We start from the raw sequence: 19311 nt of genomic DNA on the forward strand, positions 1-19311 counted from the left end.
CAATCTATTTAAAATCTGTAAATCACTTCTTTTTGGAAGCCTTCAAGCATTTTTTCTGCTTTTGCGTAGTCTTTGGTAAATCCTAAGATGTAACCGCCTCCACCGCTTCCACACAGTTTCAGATAGTAGGCATTAGAATCCAGTCCTTTTTTCCAGATATTAAAAATACTTTCAGGAATCATAGGGCGGAAATGTTCATAAGCCCAGTGAGAAAGCTTTTTAAGATTTCTGAAGAATGGATTCATGTCTTTTTTAAGGAAAGATTCAATACACGCATTATTGTAGCGGATGAACTCTTCCTTCAGGGTTTTACGGAAACCTTCTGTTTTCATTTTCTCAAAGAAAATCTGAATCATGGGTCCGGTTTCACCCGTCATTCCTGAATCAATCAGAAAAATTGCCCCTTTTCCTTCTTCTCCTTCGGGAATATTTACCCTGTCTAGATTTTCTTTATTTTCAATGAGAATGGGAAGATTCATGTAACAGATCAATGGATCCATTCCTGAACTTTTCCCATGGAAATAGCTTTCCATTTCTCCAAAAACAGCTTTTAATTTCTTAAGATTATCTTTTGAGATATTCTCAGGATTAAGTTTGCTGACTGAATATTTTTCGAAAATAGCAGCTACCAAAGCACCGGAACTTCCTACTCCATATCCTTGAGGAATATTGGAATCAAAGAAAAGTCCGTTTGAAATATCATTTTTGAAGCTCTCAATATCCAACTTAAAATCATCGGAAAGATCAAGGGCTGTAAGAAAGTCTGAATATTTCTGCAGATGTCTGTTGGAATTACGTTCAAAATCAGAACTTAAATCTGAAAATTTTAAAGTTCCCTTATAGAAACTGTAAGGTACTACAAGTCCCTGGGAATCTTCAATCATTCCATATTCTCCAAACAGAATTATTTTTGCATAAAATAAAGGGTTGGTCATATTGACAATAAATCTTTTTGCAAAGTTAAAAATTATTCCGCTGAATATAAGCAAAACTCAGACCGAAATATGAGTTATTTAGGTTTACAGCATTCTTTTACCGATTAAAAATAAGAAAAAAGCCTGAGAATATCAGGCTTTTATAATAAATTTATTGAGAAATTACTGTTTGATCAATTTTTTGTTGACCGTCTGCTTCTCTGTTTCAATGCTAATGACATAATTTCCTGTTTGTATGGAAGATAGATTGATCTCTGTTTTACTTCCTTTCAGAGAAGAAGCTGATGTCACCAATCTCCCTGCTTCATCAAATATTTTATAGGATTTTAAATTTTCTTTTGATGAAATGATGATCATTGTTTTTGCCGGATTCGGGTAAATTGAAACGGTATTGTTATTTGTTTCAATATCTTCAACTCCTAAAAACTTGCATAAAAATCCTGCATTCCATCCATTTGCCGTACCTGATTCATTGGAAAAAAACTCAACGGTAATAGCTCCGGTAGGATCTGTAGATACAAATGGGCCGGGAACCAAAGAACCCGTAAGGTTATTTCCATTCGGAAACAATGGAGATCCGGCTGTAGGTCCATTATATACATACATATAGTCTTTAAAACTTTCTAAATTAAATTCACTGAAATACAATGTCAGTTTGGAATTGGAAAGTGGATAAAAAGTTTTGGTTAACTTTTCGTTATTACTATATCCTCCGGAAAGACCTCCGGAATCTGTAAACCGTGCTCCTGAGCACCAGTTTCCATCTGTTAAAAATGTTCTGTGTTTCTGAAATGCCAATGGACCTGAGCATTCGCTTCCTACAAATAAATTGTAATAGGTGTTCGCTTCAAGGTTGTTTATTATAAAGCTATTAGAATTAGTAGTTCCTGATTGTACAACTGTGCCGTCAATTTTACAAAGTCTGTATCTCCAGGATGACAGACTTCCATCCATAATAAAAATATCTGCTGAGTTTTGAGTTACGTCAGAAACACTGACATCTAGGACGGTGATCTCACATGAAGAAGTACAGTTTGTTCCAAGACAGGATTTAGAATTAATGATACTTCTTATAAGTTCTGCAGGTTGCGCCCCAAAACCATTACTAAAATTGACTCCAGTTCCGGAAACCAAATGACAATAGCTCATTATGGTTCCTCCTGAGCTTCCCGGAATTGGTCCGGGGCATGTACTTCCTTGAGATCCGGCCTGAGCTCCACATCCATCAATAGCAGTATTATTACCATTCCACGCACAGGCGTGAGTATGGGGAGATCCTAAGCCATGTCCCATTTCATGGGCAATTATAAAAATATTCCAGGAAAACAATGGAAACTGTTCATAATAGGAACGAACGGGAGAAAAACAATATTTCAAATCTGAGCAAAGAGAATTAAGATAGGCTACTCCTCCACTTGAAGGTGAAATTATTAAACTGGCAATATCTCCGTTAAACAGAGGCCTGTTATTGCTAAACATTGCTAAATTCGCATCAGCTCCTCCTGTATATGGATCAGGTGTTGTCCAGACATAAATTTCACTTAATGATATCCGGATATCATCATTAAAATATAATGTTTCGACATTATTATGCATAGCAGTCATCCAATTAACGGTGGATGTGATATTAAAACCATTATTTTCGTAAGGTTTATATCCTACTTCATAATAAGTTCTTACACAATTATCAGTTATTGTCTTTTGGGTAAGCTGATCAGGCTGAAGAGAGTTTTTTTGCCCTTTGTTTCCCATCATTTCATCTGCCTCGCAAACAAAACTGTTTTGTACTGTTAGTTTATTTTCTGAATAACTTACAAAATCTTCGGAGTTTTTAAGCTTTCCTACAACAACATTCCCCAGAGCAGGAGTTGAAATAACTCCGACAACATCATTGTCAAAAAAACTAAAAGCTGCAAGAGATTCATCATTCCCTTTCACAATACCCCGATAATAGATTCCCGGCTTGTAAGGAACCCGTTCATCTTTTTTCGTTTTTACATTAAAGCCTTCGGCAAAGATTGATTTTTTATATAACTGAACTGTTATTTCTTTATTTCCATCAAAGGGAAAAGATACTTCAAGAAACTCGGGGTTCTCAAGAATTAGTTTTTTAAGCTGAGCTTGATCAAGTTTAAAAACAGCTGCATCGGTTGCTATCCTCCTAAGATCAGACAAATCGCCCGTATTTTTTAGATTAAATAAGTCATAGGTATGGTTACGAACCTTTAATTTTTCATACTCATGGATTTTCCGGGCTAAAGGTTTTACATTTTGGGCAATACAAAAGATGCCCCATAAAAAGGAGCTGAATAAAAGGAGTTTTCGCATTATTAATTTTTCATTAAAAATACTACAAATACTTTAATTTCCACCAAACAACCATGAAACATAAAAAACCACAACAGAATATCTGCTATGGCTTAAATATGTATTATTTTTTTTTATTATTACTGTTTAATCAGCTTTTTGTTGATCGTCTGCTTCTCTGTTTCAATACTAATGACATAATTTCCTGTTTGTATGGAAGATAGATTGATCTCTGTTTTACTTCCTTTCAAAGAAGAAGCTGATGTCACCAATCTCCCTGCTTCATCAAATATTTTAAAGGATTTTAAATTTTCTTTTGATGAAATGATGATCATTGTTTTTGCCGGATTCGGGTAAATTGAAACGGTATTGTTATTTGTTTCAATATCTTCAACCCCTAAAAACTTGCATAAAAATCCGGCATTCCATCCATTTGCTGTACCATATTCATTGGAGAAAAACTCAACAGTAATAGCTCCGGTAGGATCTGTAGAAACAAATGGCCCGGGAAGTAAAGTTCCAGTAAGGTTATTTCCATTTGGAAATAAAGGAGATCCGGCTGAAGGCCCGTTATATACATACATATAGTCTTTAAAATTCTCTAAATTAAATTCACTGAAATATAATGTCAGTTTGGAATTAGAAAGTGGATAAAAGGTTTTGGTTAACTTTTCATTGTTACTATATCCTCCGGAAAGACCTCCGGAATCTGTAAACCGTGCTCCTGAGCACCAATCTCCATCTGTTAAAAATGTTCGGTGTTTCTGATAAGCTAAAGAACCTGAACATTCACTTCCAATAAATAAGTTATAATAAGTGTTTGGATCCAGATTATTTAAACTAAAACTGTTGGTATTCGTTGTTCCTGACTGTACAATTGTTCCATTTATTTTGGAGAGTGTATATTTCCATGCTTGTGAAGCTCCATCTATAATAAAGACACTTGCTGAGTTTTGTGTAATATTATCAATACTGAGATCCATTACCGTTACTTCACAGGAGGAAATACAATTAGTGCCCAGACAAGCTTTTAAATTAATGGTTTTTCTAATCAATTCGGCGGGTTGTGGACCAAATCCGTTACTGAAATTGATTCCAACTCCGGAAATTAAGTGACAATAACTCATTATAGTACCTCCGCCATTACCAGGAATTGGCCCGCTACATGCATTTCCCTGATTTCCACTTTGGGCACCACATCCATCAATAGCGGTATTATTACCATTCCACGCACAGGCATGGGTATGCTGAGAGCCTAGATTATGTCCCAATTCATGGGCTGTAACATTGACTGTCCAGGAATACATAGGAAATTGCTGGTAGGTTACCGTAACGGGTGAGTAACAGTATCTCACATCTGTACAGAGTGAGTTAATATTAGAATAACCGGTACCAGTAGGCGAGATCACTAAGTGGGCAATATCCCCATTAAATATAGGCCTGCTATTGCTAAATACCCCTAAGTCCGGATTATAGTTACCTGTATAAGGATCTGGTGTAGTCCATACATACATTTCACTTAAAGCTATCTTAATATCATCATTAAAATATATTGTTTCAACACTGTTATGGATAGCGGTCATCCAGTTAACAGTAGCAGCCACATTATAACCATTCCCCTGATAGGGTTTATAACCTACTTCATAAAATACCCTTACACAATTTTCAGTCATGGTTTTATTGGTAAGCTGTCCCGGATCAGGTGGTGGTAATTGAGTTTTGTTTTCTTTCAATTCATCTACACTACAAATGAAACTATTTTTTACCGTCAGCTTAGACTCTGAATAACTTATAAAATCACTCGAATTCTTTATTTTTCCCAGTATAATATTTCCCAAAGCTGGTGTTGAAATAATTCCTACCACATCATTATCAAAAAAACTAAATGCTACTATAGACTGATCATCTCCTTTAACAATTCCGCGATAGTAAATCCCGGGATTATAGGATACAACTTCATCTTTTTTCGTTTTTACTTTGAAATCATCAGTGAAAATTTGCTTTTTAAAAAGTTGAACAGTGATTTCTTTATTGCCATCAAAAGGAAAGGATACTTCAAGAAATTCAGGGCTTTCAGCAAGTAATCTCATGAGTTTGGGGATATCCAGACTTAAAGCAGTAGCATCAGTTGCTGTTTTTCTTAAATCAGAGATATTATCCGTGCTTTTCACATCAAATAAATCATACTTAGGAGCACGGTAGTTTAGCTTTTCATATTCATGGATTTTTTGGGCTACAGGTTTTAGATTTTGCCCAAAACAAAAGATGCCCCATATCAATGAGCCAAATAGTAAGAGTTTTCGCATTATTAATTTTTAATAAAAGTAATACAAATACTTTAAGTTTTTACAAAACAATCATAAAATATAAAAAAAACCATAACAGAAAGTCTGCTATGGTTTAAATAAATATATGTTATTTTTAATTATTAATTACTGTTTGATCAGCTTCTTGCTGATGGTCTGCTTTTCTGTTTCTATGGTAATTACGTAGTTTCCTGTCTGAATTGAGGAAAGATTTATTTCCTGTTTATTTCCTTTTAAAGAAGAATTAGCAATCACCAGTCTTCCGGCTTCGTCATAGATTTTATACCCTTTTAGTCTTTCTTTTGAAGAGAGCATTATCATATTTTTGGCAGGATTCGGATATATATCTATTGAGTTATTTTTTATGTTGATGTCTTCTACTGCTAAAACATTGCAAGAGAAATTCACATTCCATCCATTCCCTGTAGCGGCTCCATCTGAAACAAATTTTACTGTTATTGCCCCTGAAGGATCTGTGGATGTAAATGGACCTGGCACTGTATTTCCACTCAGATTATTTCCGTTGGCAAATAATGGTGAAGCTGTAGATGGACCATTATACACATACATAAAGTCATAACCCTGTTCGAGATCGAATGCTGTAAATGTCATTGTCATAGCGGAACCAGGAGTAGGATAAAATGTTTTTACAATTTCTTCATTATCTCCATATTGACCTGTTGAACCTCCTGTATCTAAAAACTGAATTCCGTCACACCAAGCTCCATCAGTTAAAAAGATTTGTGATAGCTGGAATGCATTGGGTCCGCTACAATCTGTTCCTACACTTAATCTGTAATAAGTGGCTGGCTGAAGGTTGGTAAAGTTAACAGATGGCGTAGTTGTATTTCCTGATGATACTGCTGCTCCATTAGCAGTAGTTAATTTATACTTCCATGAAGTTGAGGATGCATCTGTAAAATTAGCATTTGCCGAAGTCTGTGTGATGTTGTTAACTTTAAAGTTGGTGATGGATGTAGCACAAGATGCTGTACAGTTGGTACCAAGACACCCTTTTGAATCTACTGTATTTTTGATTAATGTTCCTGGCTGTACACCAAAACCATTCGCAAAATTAATCCCTACACTGCTTACCAAATGGCAGTAGCTCATAATCGTACCACCACCTGCCGGAGGAAGGGCCGCTGTACATCCTTCATTATTTCCTGAAGCAGGGCCGCAGCCGTCAATAGCTGTATTATTACCATTCCAGAAACAAGAGTGAGTATGTGGTGACCCTAAATTATGCCCAAGTTCATGGGTCATAACTTCTATATTCCAGGAATAGGTAGGTACATTTTGATAGTTTAAATTCATCCCACAATAAGAATACTTATAACTGGTGCATAATGAATTAACATACGCAATACTTGTTGTAGCCGGATTTCTTAATAACTGTGCCACATCCCCATTAAAAGTAGTTCTGGTAGTTCTAAACTGATTTAAAATTGCACTTGGTGAACCTGAATAAGGATCAGTAGTTGTCCAGACAAAAACTTCACTTAATGCTACATTCACATTCTCATTGGCATATAAAGTGGTAACATTATTATGCATAGCAGTCACCCAATTGGTGGTAGTTGTAGTATTGCTTCCGTTTTGGGTATAAGGCCCAACCCCTACTTCATAGTATATTCTTACGCAGTTATCCGTTTTTTTACTGGTAGTATTATTAGGATTAAAAACAGGTCTCTGAGTCTGGTTTTCTTTCAATCCGTCTACCCCACAGGCAAATGGATTGGCACCTGTTAATTTAGCATCTGAATAGTTTACAAAATCTTCAGAATTTTTAGCTTTTCCCAGTACTATATTTCCTAATTCAGGGGTAGAAGCAACTCCTACGATATCATTGTTAAAAAAGCTAAAAGCAGCAATAGATGCATTATCACCTTTTACAATACCCTGATAATAAACTCCCGGTGTATAGTCTACTGCTTTACCTTTCTCTGTAACTACTTTAAAATCGTTGGTCAAGATCTGATGTCTGTACATTTCAACGGTGATCTGCCTGCCTCCGTCAAAAGGAAAAGATATTTCAAGAAACTCAGGTTTTTCGGTGATTAATCTTTTCAGTTCTGCAGGCTTTAGAGACATAACCGTGATATCTGTTGCAGCCCTTTTATATTCGGCTAATTTATCTGCATTTTTATCTATCTCAAATAAATCATAGCTTTTAAGCTCCGATTTTCCATTATGATATTCCGAAACTTTTTGCGCAACCGGTTTTAATTTTTGAGAAAAACCCATAACACAACATTGTAAAAAACAAACTAATAGAAACTTTTTCATGATTTTGACAATTTATCATTTTTACAAATAAACAAAAAAAATCAAAACATAGTGAAAAATCCTTATTGTATTCTATTATTTATGGAAACCATAAAAATAAATTTAACCAAATCACTAAATAAATGTTTTTAATTCATTAAAATAAAAAAAGACGTTAAAAATAACGTCTTTTAATTTTTATAAAGTTTCTCTATCGGTTCTCATTTTGACCTTCAGGAATCGTATTAAAACTAATCCTGCAGCAAAAAATATGGTCATTGATAAGGCCGCGATACGCATATTATTGAAATGTTCAATTAATGTTGCAAAGATGAACGTTCCGATGATAATGGCAATTTTCTCCAATACGTCATAGAAACTGAAGTACGTTGTATTTTCCATGGAGTTTTCCGGAAGAAGTTTTGAGTAGGTAGATCTTGACATTGCCTGAAGACCTCCCATTACCAAACCAACTACGGCAGCTACTCCATAAAACTGGTATTCTACTGTAGGATTTTCTTTGTTCAGGAAATAAGCCCAAAGACAAGCTACAATCCAAAGGATGATGGCAATTGAAATCACATTTTTATTACCGATTCTCTTGGATAATCTTGAGAAAATAACCGCTCCGATGATCGCCTCGATCTGAATCACCAAAAGGGTTCCTATCAGTTTATCCTGAGCAAGATTGATCTCACTCTTTCCGAATAAAGTTGCCATAAGGAAGATTGTCTGCATTCCTACACTGTAAAAGAAGAAACTTGACAGGAAGAATTTCAGATTTTTATCTTTGAAAAGCTCTCCTCCTACTTTAAACAGTTCATGAAAACTTTCTTTTGCAATATCTTTATAGAAGCTCAGATTATCTTTAAACACCTCAAAGAATCCTCCCTGCTCTTCATGTTTTTTGAAGATATTCTTATAATTAAGTAATACTAAGTCTTTAGGAAGTTTATCTTTCACATCCCCAAATTGAGGAAGGTGTTTGAATGTGTATTGAGAGAACCCAAACCACCATGCTCCCGTTAACAGGAAACTGATTCTTGTAAACAATAGCTGCTGGGCTGCTCCTTTGGCAAAAACCTGAATTAAAACCAAACAGATTACCACTAAAACTACGGAACCAATATATCCGTACACATATCCTCTTGCAGAGAGCGCATCCTGCCTGTCCGGTGTGGCAATATCAGGAAGAAAAGAATTATAAAATACCAAACTTCCCCAAAAACCTACACTGGCCGTGATACTGAATAAAAGCCCCAGAAATACGTTATGCATCCCTGTAAACATAGCTAATCCCATACATGATGTTGCACCAAGATAGCAGAAGAACTGCAGGAAAGATTTTTTGTTTCCAATGGTATCAGCCAAAGAAGATAAAAACGGTGACAGTAATACTACAATAAAGAATGATATGGTAAGTGAGTATCCATATACAGCATCCGGCTGATATTCTTCCCCGAAAATTTTGATCATATGTCTTACCGGAACATCTATCCATGTTTTTGTTTCCGCCACATATTCTTTTTTCTCGTAAGCAGTGGTAAGGATGGAGTAATAAATGGGAAAAATGGTAGAGGTAATAACCAGGGAATAAACGGAGTTTGCCCAGTCATATACAGCCCAGGCTTTCATAATCTTAGGATTATTCTTTATGTTTTTAGGCTGTCGATTCTCAGTTTCAGACATTTCAAATATATATTAGTAGCACAAAAATAGAAAAACTACGGAATATTCGACGGTTTTTAATTTTATTTTGAAAATAATAATTGTAAGCCATTGAAATAATTCAGCAAAGTTTTCCTCTTATTCCGTTTAATTATACTGAACAAAAACCTCCAATAACAAGATTCTGTATTATTTTTTTTCAATAGACTCTCTTTTTGGGCAGCATTCATAATCAGAAAAAGCTTTTCTGCTATAAGAGATATCTGACCGGAAATTTTATATCATCAACCTGAAGACATCGTTGGAAGACAGCAACGTACTATTTTATAACCAAAAAATCGGGGTCCAAGAACCCCGATTTTTATATCTGAAACCACAAAATATGGCTGTATATGTCAATTATAAGTTTTCAATTACAATTGCAGAAGCTCCACCACCACCGTTACAGATAGCAGCAGCCCCATATTTTGCATTATTTTGCTTCAATACGTTGATTAATGTAACGATGATTCTTGAACCCGAACTTCCCAGTGGGTGTCCTAATGCTACAGCACCTCCGTTTACGTTTACTTTAGCAGCATCTAATCCTAAGATTTTGTTGTTTGCCAATCCTACTACTGAGAAAGCTTCGTTGAATTCGAAGAAATCGATATCAGAAATCTCTAATCCTGCTTTTTTAAGAGCGATAGGTAAAGCTTTTGCCGGAGCCGTTGTAAAGTTTTCAGGCTCATGAGCTGCATCAGCATAAGAAACGATTTTAGCAAGAGGTTTTAATCCCAATTCTTCCATTTTTTCTTTGGAAACAAGGATCAATGCAGAAGCACCATCGTTCAGTGTAGAAGCGTTTGCTGCTGTTACTGTACCTTCCTCTTTTTTGAAAACGGTAGGAAGTGTTGAAATTCTGTCAAAGTTTACTGCTTTATACTCTTCATCTTCAGCAAAGATTACAGGCTCTCCTTTTCTCTGAGGAATAGAAACCGGTACAATTTCTTCGCTGAATTTACCTTCGCTCCAAGCTTTTGCTGATCTTTTGTAAGATTCTACAGCGAAGTTATCCTGATCTTCTCTTGTGATGTTATAATCTACGGCACATTTTTCTGCGCATACTCCCATATGTACTTTGTTGTATACGTCTGTAAGACCGTCAAGCACCATACCGTCAAGCATTTTGATGTCACCTAATTTTGTAGCTACTCTTGCATTGTAATAATGAGGAACTAAAGACATATTCTCCATACCTCCTGCCACAATTACTTCTGCATCACCAGCTTTAATTGCCTGAGCCGCCATTGTTACAGCCTTCATTCCTGAAGCACAAACTTTATTTACGGTAGTAGATGGCGTATTGATTGAAAGACCTGCTCCTAAAGCAACCTGACGAGCCGGCGCCTGGCCTTCTCCTGCCTGAAGAACATTTCCCATATAGATTTCCTGAACATTATTAGGATCCATACCGATTTTATCTAATGCACCTTTTACAGCAGTTGCTCCCAATTTTGTAGCCGGAACTGTTGATAAGCTTCCCATAAAACTTCCCATTGGTGTTCTTACTGCGGAAACAATGAATACTTCTTTCATGTATATAATTTTTATTTTAAGCTAAAACGGAACAGATGCTCCCTTTTTATAATTAGAATTTATTTCACTTTTACGTATACTATATCAAATTGGGTTCCTTCAATTTTAGTATTTACTTTCAGAAGATTATCCTGGGTAGCTACTATTTTATTGTTGAAGACATCCCCTATTTGTGCGGGATCATTTTTATCGGATTTCTCCATGACGATTGCTTTGTAGTTACAATCATCTATAAAAACCAATGTGGATTTGATATAATCTTTTCCATTATTAAAATATTCAGTCTGAACATTATCTTTAATGGTCATATGCCATATTGCTTCCGGGTAATTGGGTCTTAGGAACTTTCCTTCTTTTATATTAGCACATTTCGGCGGATTATCCGGTTTTTTCTGTTCTGTTGCCTGGGCATGAACCTGCGTGGCTGCCATCAACAAAATTCCTATTGAAAATATTTTTAAGGAGTTCATTTTTATATTTGTGTTCTATTGTTTATTTTTTTGTTTCCTCCTGCAATTACCATTAGAAAAGCGCCTAAAAACTCTACGGCCCAGCCCCATTTCAATTTGACGATTCCTGCAAAAGTTTCCTGCCATGATTTGAATGGTAAAAAGCTAAAATATTGGAGCGACTGCATTTTCACAGCAACCAAGGTAAATCCGAATAAAAGAATAAGCAGAATACCAAAAAATCTAACGATTCTGACACTGTTATTTACAATTCCAAAAACGGCACATGCTGAAAAAATCCAGCAGGCAATAGCCAGATAATGATCAAGCTTCCAATAGTTCCAGTTCCCGATGACAGGCACATGTACCAAGGGTAAAAAGCTGCCTACAATGACTAACAGCAAACCTAATAACTGAATATTTTTCATATTTACTAAAGTGCCAAAATACAAAAAAAAACACACTTTTAAATAGTGTGTTTTAAAAATAGGAATTCCGCACCCGAACACTTGTTAGCTATAAAAAAGCTTCGATATTTTTAATTATTACACAAAGAAAAAAGGAATTTATTATCAAATTAAAAATGAGTATTTGTTATTTCTATATCGATCTGAAGTCCAAATTTTTCTTCAGTTAACCTTTATTTTATAAAAGGATATCTGAAAAATAAAAAATTGCATCTTTTTTCAAAAATGCAATTTAATATCTTAAGAATGTTAGTTTTAATTAATGTTTAACTGATGAAACATCTTCCGGGTTGTGTTTATGTTTAAACAAAACAGCAAAGAAAATCGCCAGTATTAATGAATAGATTGCAAAAGAAAGCCATATCTGCTGCCAGTCTTTCACCATCACTATAGAGGAAAGGGTTCCGTCTGAGTTCACCGCTGCATTGAAACTATTCTTTAAAATGCCCAGGAAAGTAGGATTATCAGGTGTTGTTTGCAGATAAGCAGACAGATCTGAAGCCGTTGTAAACTTATGGGTAAAGAATTTATCAATAGCCCATCCTGCGGCATAACTTCCGAAAACTGCCCCAAACCCGTTAGTCATCATCATGAATAATCCCTGAGCCGAAGAACGTATCTTTTTATCGGTAGTCGTTTCTACGAAAAGTGACCCTGATATATTAAAGAAATCGAAAGCCATTCCGTATACGATACATGAAAGAATGATTAATGAAAGTCCGAATCCGTCCGGAACACCATACGCAAAGAATCCGAATCTTAAAACCCATGCTAACATAGACATCAGCATTACTTTTTTAATTCCAAATTTCTTAAGGAAAAAAGGAATTGCCAAAATAAACAGGGTTTCTGAAACCTGAGAAATTGACATAATGATGGTAGATCTCTGTACTACAAACGAGTCTGCATATTTAGGAAAATGAGCAAATTCACTTAAGAAAACATCTCCGTATGCATTGGTAAGCTGAAGTGCAGCTCCCAAAAGCATTGAGAATAGAAAGAACAATGCCATTTTATAGTTTCCAAACAGTTTGAATGCATTCAAACCTAATTGCTCGGATAATGGGGAGTCTTTATCAATTAGTTTTTGAGGCGGACATTTAGGTAATGTAAGCGCATAAATTCCTAAGAAAATCGCTACAGCACCTCCAATATAAAACTGTCCTTCTGTTGCTTTGTTTCCACTAAGGTTTGTGATCCACATGGCAACAATAAAACCAATAGTTCCCCATACACGAATCGGTGGAAAGTCTTTCACCACATCCAGATTATTATTTTTCAGGATTGTATAAGAAATTGAATTAGCAAGTGCAATAGTAGGCATGTAGAAACACATGGCCACAAGCATTACTGAAAAGAAGGAATTTGGATCTGCAGAATGAGGCAATATGAAAAGAATGACCCCATAAAGAATGTGTAATACTGAAAATATACGTTCCGCATTTACCCAGCGGTCAGCAATAATTCCAGTAATGGTTGGCATAAAGATAGAAGCAATTCCCATTGTTCCGAACACAGCTCCAAACTGAGTTCCTTCCCAATGTTTTGTGCCAAACCAGAAGTTTGCCATCGTAATCAGCCATGCACCCCAAACAAAAAACTGGAGAAAACTGAGGATGGTCAGTCGTAATTTTAAATTCATAGTTTATATAAAAAGTATCTCTTTAATCAATTTTCTTTTTCCTCCTCTTGATTTCTTCCTGGATTTCAAGAGCGGTATCATAGTCTTCTTCTTTAACGGCTTCATCTAATAATTTCTGAAGCTCTTCCATAGAAAGAGATTTCAAGTTATCTTCTGTCTGTACAGTTTCTGAGAACGATTGATCTTCTTTGGCAACATCTTCCAGTTCCAATAAAATCCCGGCTTCATTCAAAACCTGTTGTGTTGTAAATATAGGCGCGTCAAATCTTACGGCCATCGCAACAGCATCGGAAGTTCTGGCATCAAGGATCAGTTCTTCTTCCGTTACTTTATTTTTAAAGTTGATATTTGAAAAGAAAACTCCGTCTACAATCTGATAGATAATGACAGAAATTAGCTCATAATTGGCAGAAACTATAAACTTAGTAAATAAATCATGAGTAAGAGGACGCGGTGGATGAATATCTTTTTCCAGCCCAAGAGAGATAGACTGGGCTTCGAAATTTCCTATAACAACAGGTAATTTTATGTGTGTTTCTTCATGCTCCAGTAACAATGCGTACGCCCCTGATTGAGTCTGGCTGTACGATATTCCGCGAATAATTAGCTGTTTATAATCCATAGCTACAAATATAGATTAATTTTTTATTGTGTTTTCACTTTTTTACGCAAAAATAAAAGCCCGGAAAGCCGAGCTTTTATCTGTATTATTGATGATTGTCAAACGTCAATAGTGAATTTTGCTTCGCAAGTGAATTATTTACTTAAAAATTGACGAGCAAAGCGAATTGACTATTCACAATTCACTTTCTTATCCTTTTATTGCTTTAATTTTCTCTGTTAATGCAGGAATAATCTGGAAAGCATCTCCTACTACTCCGTAATCAGCAGACTTGAAGAATGGTGCTTCAGGATCACTGTTGATAACAACAATCGTTTTTGAAGAGTTTACTCCAGCAAGGTGCTGAATTGCTCCTGAAATCCCTACAGCAATGTAAAGGTTGGGTGCAATTGCTTTACCAGTTTGTCCTACGTGCTCTGTGTGAGGTCTCCATCCGATATCAGAAACTGGCTTAGAACATGCTGTAGCCGCTCCTAAAACGTTTGCTAAATCTTCAATCATTCCCCAGTTTTCAGGACCTTTCATCCCTCTACCAGCAGAAACAACAACTTCAGCTTCTTTAAGGTCTAGTTTACCTGAACTTTGCTCGTGAGAAATCACTTTAGTATCTTCATTTGCAACCGATAAATTTTTCACTTCTTCTGAACCTGATACTGCATTTTCTTTAACACCAAAAGCGTTTTGAGAAACCGTAACAATTACTCCGTTTCCTTCAGCTTTTGCATGCATGAAACCTTTTCCTGAGAATGCTCTTCTCTTTACCTGGAAAGGAGAAAGGCTTTCAGGAGCTTCCAATGCGTTTGTAATTAAAGAGTAATTCTTCATTACAGCAAGCATAGGAGCAATTGAAGAAGCATCAGTAGTGTGAGGGAAGACAATAGTATTTCCGTCTGCTACTTCATTTACAGCCTGAGCAAATGCTTTTGCAGAGAAGTTTTTAAGACCTTCGTCTTTGATATTGATAACGTTTGATGCTCCATATTTGTATAATAAATCTGAAGAATCTGTTGGGTTTACAGAGATTGCCGTAACGGTATCTCCCGCTTTATCAGCGATAGCTTTAGCGTAAGAAACTGCTTCAAAAGCTGCTTTTTTGTAAACTCCGTTTATATTTTCTGCGTATACGAATACTGCCATTGTTTTAAATTTAAAAATTAAAAGATTGAAAAATTTAAAGATTAGATTACTTTAGCTTCTTCGTGAAGTAATCTTACCAATTCATCCAGGTTGTCAGGAGAAACCATTTTCACAGCAGCTCTTGGAGGAACGCTGTCATAAGATACTCCCTGAACTTTTACTTCTGAAGAAGAAGGCTCTACTACCTGCAGAGGTTTTGTTCTTGCAGACATAATTCCTCTCATATTCGGGATGATAAGGTCTTTTTCATCTACTAATCCTTTCTGACCTGCAATAACTGCCGGTAATTTCACAGAAATAGTTTCTTTCCCTCCTTCAATTTCTCTTACTGCCGTAGCTTCGCTTCCGCTTACGTCTAATCCTACTGAAGCGTTTACGAAAGGCTGGTTCAATAACTGAGCCACCATTCCCGGAACTGAACCTCCGTTATAATCAATAGATTCTTTTCCACAAAGGATAAGATCATATCCTCCGTTTTGCGCTACTGCTGCAATTTCTTTTGCTGTAGCATAGCTGTCTTTCGGATCAAGATTTACTCTTACTGCATCGTTAGCACCAATAGCTAAAGCTTTTCTGATTACAGGTTCTGTAGCAGCATCACCTACGTTGATTACTGTAACTGTTGCTCCCTGAGATTCCTGAAGTTTAACCGCTTTTGTCAACGCAAATTCGTCTAGAGGGTTGATTACCCACTGAATTCCGTTCTTGTCGAAAGCAGATTTATCTGCTGTAAAGTTAATTTTGGAAGTAGTATCCGGAACACTACTAATACAAACTAATATTTTCATGTGTACTATTTTATTTTTTCCCTTTAATGCATAAAATCATGACAGTTTATGCAGAGATTTTGTTTGAATTAATTTTTGCTAATATAAATAAAAAATATATTATGCATGCATAATACTTATTAAATTATTATTCAATACATTAGATGTAGTTACTTAGCTGGTTTCGTTGCCCTAAACTCTATTTTACTTGGTAAAACTCTTGGATTCATCTTTAAAATATCCAATATAAGATTCCCCATATCTTCCGGCTGAATCTTCCAGCTGTCTTTTTCGGATGGAATATTTCCATTAAAATGAGTGGCCACCGATCCAGGCATAATCACTGCAGATTTAATATTGTATTTTCTTAAATCAATCATGGCAGCCTGTGTGAAACCTACTACTCCAAATTTGGAAGCGTTGTAACCTGTTCCGTTTTCAAAGAAATTAGCTCCTGCCAGGCTGGAAATTGTAATATAGTAACCTTCCGTCTTTTTCAGTTCTTCTACGGATGCTTTTAACGTATAAAAAACACCTGTCAGATTTGTTTCTATCATATCATTCCATTCTTCTGCAGTAAGTTCATCTACAGGCTTAAAAATCCCTAATCCTGCGTTCGCAATGATATAATCTAATCTTCCGAATTTTTCAACGGTATATTTTATCGCTTCCTGCTCGCTTTCAAGGTTTCTTACATCGGAAACAATTCCCAATACGTTTTCTGAATATTGTTTAAGCTCTGCTTCTGCCTTCATGACATCTTCTCTTTTTCTTCCAGAAAATGCTACAGAAATCCCATTCTCTAGTAAAATTTTCGCAATTCCGAAACCTATTCCTTTGGTTCCTCCTGTTATATAAGCGGTTTTATGATCTGACATATGATTGAAATTTTAATGCTCTAAAATAACAAAAACGCTCCAATTGGAGCGTTTTGCTAATCCTAAGATTTATCAGGATTTATTTTTTAATGAACTTCTCTGTAAAGTTTCTTCCTTCTGTTTCCACATTCAGTAAATAAGCTCCGGAAGATAGGTTTCTTACATTTACCTGATCTCCGTTCAGGGTTACATCTACTCTTTTTCCTGACATATCATATACTTCAACGTGCTTGATTTTGTTAGGCGTTGTGATTTTTATCACTTCGGTAGCCGGGTTTGGATAAATAGATAGTTTCACATCATTCTTTATCGCATCTTTTGTAGATAATGCCGCTTCATTATTGATTTTGATATTATCGATATAGGCAGAGCCTCCATAATTATCATGCACAAAATCCATCCTGTTGATATTATTGTTACTGAACGGCTGTCCGGTGTAGATCAGAGCATCATTCAGGAAATACTGAATTCCTGTAGCCGTAGAAACTATTTTTACTCTGTACCACGTATTGGCATTCCAGGTTTGATTGGTATTTACTAAATTATTTGAACCGGCTGTTGCAAGTAAAATTGTACCATCGTAAGAAAAATCAATATAAGTAACGATTCCTCCAGCTCCTGTAGTACTCACTGTTCTAAAAACAAAATCTGAGCTTGATGAACTTTTTTGTGTAAGTCTTACATCGAATGACTGTGTGAAGCTATTATATGTTAGCGGTGTTGCAAAAGTATAAAACCCTCCCATAACAGGGCTTTGCTGCGGCCCATAAGGCACATCTGGTGTTATTTTAAGACTGTTTGAACCTTGAGTTGCCATTTCAGCTGAAACCAATTGAGTGGTCAAATATACTGGCGGCGTAGCCCCATTACTTGTAGAAATCCAACCCTGCTGGCCATTAATATTTCCTGTTGTAAATCCTTCACTGGCTTCAAAAGAAATAGTCTGCTGGGCAAAAGATGTTATGGAAATCAACGAAATTGCGAAAATGTAAAGTTTCTTCATGATATTTTTTAGTTTTGAGCAAATATATAATTTTTAAATCTAAAAAGCAAAATGAGTGAATATTTTACACATATTAACCAAGTAACATAATATATTTTAACCAAATTAAATAAAGATATTAAATCTAAAGAAAGCAGTATTCCCAAAAATTCATCCTTACCTACAGCAGCAGACTAAAAAAAACACAAGTTTTACAATGAATAAAATAATTTATCTGATGATCACTTTTTCAGTAAAATTTCTAGCTTCCGTTTTTATATTGACCATATATACTCCTTCGGACAAACCTTTTACCTCTATTTTATTATTGTTTACTTCCGTCTTTATGAGCTTTCCTGTCTCATCATAGAGCTGTATACTTTTCACTTTGGCAGCAGAATTGACAGTAAGGAAATCAGTAGCAGGATTAGGATAAAGCGATATTTCTTTAGAAGTTGCTTTGGAATCTTTAACGCTCATTACCCATAGCTCGCTATTAATTTTAATATTATCAATGTAAGCTGATCCCACTGAATTATTATGTACGAAACGAAGCTGATTTATATTCAGAGAGCTTGTAGCTGCTCCTGTATAGATCAGCACATTATTGAGGTAATATCTGATCTCTGTGGCGCTTCCTACTACTTTTAACCGATACCAGGTATTGGGCAGCCAGGTGGAAGGTGTAGAAATAAGTTCCTGTATACTAGAGGCTAAATTAAGAATCTTCACTAATCCGGTTTTTTCAAAATCCAGTCTCACAACAAACTGATCATCAATACTGTTTATTGCCTGAAAACCAAAATCAGAGCCGTTGAGCTGTGATATATTGATGTCGAATGATACAGAGAAATTAGTGTTGGCGAGCGGTGCTGACAGGTTATAAAATCCTCCGATAACAGGGTCAGTCTGGGTTCCGTAAGTATTTTCTTTTACAATTTTCAGGGCACTGCTTCCATCACTGGCTTTATCTGTACTGATCATCTGATGGGTTACATTTTCAGGAAATCCACCTGTAGGCGTACTGATCCACCCCGCTTGTCCATTGATATCTCCAACACTGAATCCTTCGGTGGATTCAAAGGAGATGGCTTGCTGGGCAAAAACACACATTGATAATAGTAAAAATGCAATTGAGTAGTATTTTTTCATGGTAAATCAAGTTTTGTATTAAAAATATAAACTTTCCATGAATGGTGAAATAATTTATTGCAAATAAAAAATAACACTTTTATTTTCAGTTAATTTAATTTTAAAATTGTTTAAAAAGCCTTCTGAAAAATGACAATGGTACGATATAAAACA

15 protein-coding genes are annotated in these 19311 nt (G+C 35.7%); all 15 read right to left on the reverse strand.

Annotated features, from left to right (window positions below; translation table 11 throughout):
* Window positions 1-8: 8 nt before the first annotated feature.
* Window positions 9-935: a mevalonate kinase family protein gene (locus ODR02_RS19170; protein WP_209784281.1), complete on the reverse strand. Its 927-nt coding sequence runs from the start codon at window positions 933-935 to the stop codon at window positions 9-11.
* 162 nt (window positions 936-1097) lie between these two features.
* Window positions 1098-3263, reverse strand: a complete 2166-nt coding sequence (locus ODR02_RS19175) for a M12 family metallo-peptidase (protein ID WP_309513181.1) — start codon at window positions 3261-3263, stop codon at window positions 1098-1100.
* Window positions 3264-3382: 119 nt separating this feature from the next.
* Window positions 3383-5548, reverse strand: coding sequence for a M12 family metallo-peptidase (locus ODR02_RS19180; RefSeq protein ID WP_309513182.1), 2166 nt, complete (start codon window positions 5546-5548; stop codon window positions 3383-3385).
* 126 nt (window positions 5549-5674) lie between these two features.
* The gene (locus ODR02_RS19185) at window positions 5675-7837 is read right to left on the reverse strand and encodes a M12 family metallo-peptidase (protein ID WP_331835781.1); all 2163 of its coding nucleotides are present in this window, start codon (window positions 7835-7837) and stop codon (window positions 5675-5677) included.
* Between the two features lie 177 nt (window positions 7838-8014).
* Window positions 8015-9505, reverse strand: a complete 1491-nt coding sequence (locus ODR02_RS19190) for an MFS transporter (protein WP_105682157.1) — start codon at window positions 9503-9505, stop codon at window positions 8015-8017.
* Between the two features lie 378 nt (window positions 9506-9883).
* On the reverse strand, window positions 9884-11062 hold the full coding sequence (locus tag ODR02_RS19195) for an acetyl-CoA C-acyltransferase (protein WP_105682156.1): 1179 nt from the start codon (window positions 11060-11062) through the stop codon (window positions 9884-9886).
* A 59-nt stretch (window positions 11063-11121) separates the two neighbouring features.
* Complete coding sequence (locus tag ODR02_RS19200; protein ID WP_309513184.1) at window positions 11122-11532, reverse strand: hypothetical protein; 411 nt, start codon at window positions 11530-11532, stop codon at window positions 11122-11124.
* A gap of 2 nt (window positions 11533-11534) precedes the next feature.
* Complete coding sequence (locus ODR02_RS19205; protein ID WP_309513185.1) at window positions 11535-11939, reverse strand: hypothetical protein; 405 nt, start codon at window positions 11937-11939, stop codon at window positions 11535-11537.
* A 298-nt stretch (window positions 11940-12237) separates the two neighbouring features.
* Window positions 12238-13620, reverse strand: a complete 1383-nt coding sequence (locus tag ODR02_RS19210; protein WP_309513186.1) for a nucleoside permease — start codon at window positions 13618-13620, stop codon at window positions 12238-12240.
* A 22-nt stretch (window positions 13621-13642) separates the two neighbouring features.
* A complete protein-coding gene (locus ODR02_RS19215; RefSeq protein WP_105682152.1) occupies window positions 13643-14242 on the reverse strand; it encodes a bifunctional nuclease family protein in 600 nt (199 codons plus the stop codon).
* A 189-nt stretch (window positions 14243-14431) separates the two neighbouring features.
* Entirely contained in the window at window positions 14432-15379 is a 948-nt protein-coding gene (locus ODR02_RS19220) for an electron transfer flavoprotein subunit alpha/FixB family protein (RefSeq protein ID WP_105682151.1), read from the reverse strand.
* A 41-nt stretch (window positions 15380-15420) separates the two neighbouring features.
* Window positions 15421-16167, reverse strand: a complete 747-nt coding sequence (locus tag ODR02_RS19225; protein WP_105682150.1) for an electron transfer flavoprotein subunit beta/FixA family protein — start codon at window positions 16165-16167, stop codon at window positions 15421-15423.
* A gap of 149 nt (window positions 16168-16316) precedes the next feature.
* Window positions 16317-17024: an SDR family oxidoreductase gene (locus ODR02_RS19230; protein WP_309513187.1), complete on the reverse strand. Its 708-nt coding sequence runs from the start codon at window positions 17022-17024 to the stop codon at window positions 16317-16319.
* 79 nt (window positions 17025-17103) lie between these two features.
* Complete coding sequence (locus ODR02_RS19235) at window positions 17104-18027, reverse strand: T9SS type A sorting domain-containing protein (protein WP_309513188.1); 924 nt, start codon at window positions 18025-18027, stop codon at window positions 17104-17106.
* Between the two features lie 210 nt (window positions 18028-18237).
* On the reverse strand, window positions 18238-19158 hold the full coding sequence (locus ODR02_RS19240) for a T9SS type A sorting domain-containing protein (RefSeq protein ID WP_309513189.1): 921 nt from the start codon (window positions 19156-19158) through the stop codon (window positions 18238-18240).
* Window positions 19159-19311: the final 153 nt, after the last annotated feature.

This window comes from Chryseobacterium sp. CFS2 (assembly GCF_036543225.1).
GTDB classification, from domain to species: domain Bacteria; phylum Bacteroidota; class Bacteroidia; order Flavobacteriales; family Weeksellaceae; genus Chryseobacterium; species Chryseobacterium culicis_A.